The sequence below is a fragment of the Undibacterium umbellatum genome (genome assembly GCF_014284125.1).
In the GTDB taxonomy this organism is placed as follows: domain Bacteria; phylum Pseudomonadota; class Gammaproteobacteria; order Burkholderiales; family Burkholderiaceae_D; genus Undibacterium; species Undibacterium umbellatum.
Genome location: NZ_JACOFX010000056.1, coordinates 1 through 1,109, shown reverse-complemented (window position 1 = coordinate 1,109; position 1,109 = coordinate 1). Strand labels below are relative to the sequence as shown.

At 53.2% G+C, this 1,109-nt stretch carries 1 pseudogene; it reads left to right on the top strand.

The features are described from left to right. Positions 1–1,109 (top strand): annotated as a pseudogene (locus tag H8L47_RS29135) (bifunctional DNA primase/helicase); the annotation flags it as partial.

Below are 1,109 nucleotides of genomic sequence, written 5' to 3'. Positions count from 1 at the left end.
TATGTGCTGGGTGATGTGGCGATGAAAGACGGCGTATTGAATGAGGTGAACAGCGAGGATTTTTTTGATATCGGCAAGCTGTCGATCAAGTCTTTGAATAAGTCTGTCAATCTGACCATTAACCGCGACCGCCATGAATACCGTACAGACTGGCTTGACCTGATCTGGACGGCCTTTGGTGCCAAAGGCCTGGTGGCGCTAACTTTCTGGTTTGGATCGCTGTTTGCGGAGCAGATCAGGTCTAAACAATCGTCTTACCCTTTTCTTGAGGTGGTGGGCGAAGCCGGGGCCGGTAAATCGACCTTGATTGAATTTTTGTGGAAGCTGTTTGGCCGTAACGGGTATGAGGGCTTTGACCCGGCAAAGTCTAGCCTGGCCGCAAGAGCGCGTAATTTTGGGCAAGTGTCTTGCCTGCCGGTGGTGTTGATTGAGTCTGACCGCGAACGCATGGGCGAAGACAAAAGCCATGTGAAGTCATTTGATTGGGACGAGCTGAAGACGGCCTATAACGGCCGCAGCATGCGGGCCAGGGGCATGGCGACGGGTGGCAATGAGACATACGAGCCGCCTTTCCGGGGATCTATCGTGATTTCTCAAAACAACCCTGTAAATGCGTCTGAGGCGATTCTGTCGCGCATTGTGCATTTGTATTTTGACCGTTCGACGCAGACGGCCGCGTCCGGAGAGGCGGCCGACAAGCTGAAGTATATGTCTGTGGAACAGGTTTCAGGCTTCATTCTTGCCGCCACCAAGCGCGAGAAGGCCATCATGGAACTGGTGGGTACCAATACGCCCTTGTACCTGAAAGAACTGCGCCAAAACAAGAATATCAAGATGCCGCGCCTGGTGGAAACCCACGCGCAAATGCTGGCCCTGGCCGATGCCCTGGCGCTGGTGGTAAAGCTGCCTGAATCGCAGCAGGCCGCATTAAAAGCCCAGATCGTGAACATGGCCGAGGAACGTCAGCAGGTTATCAACAGCGACCATGTGCTCGTGCAGGAATTCTGGGAGGCGTTTGATTATCTGGATAACGGGGATATGTCGATCTTGAATCATTCGCGTGACCCGTCTTTGATTGCAGTCAATCTGAATCATTTCCTGCAGGTGGC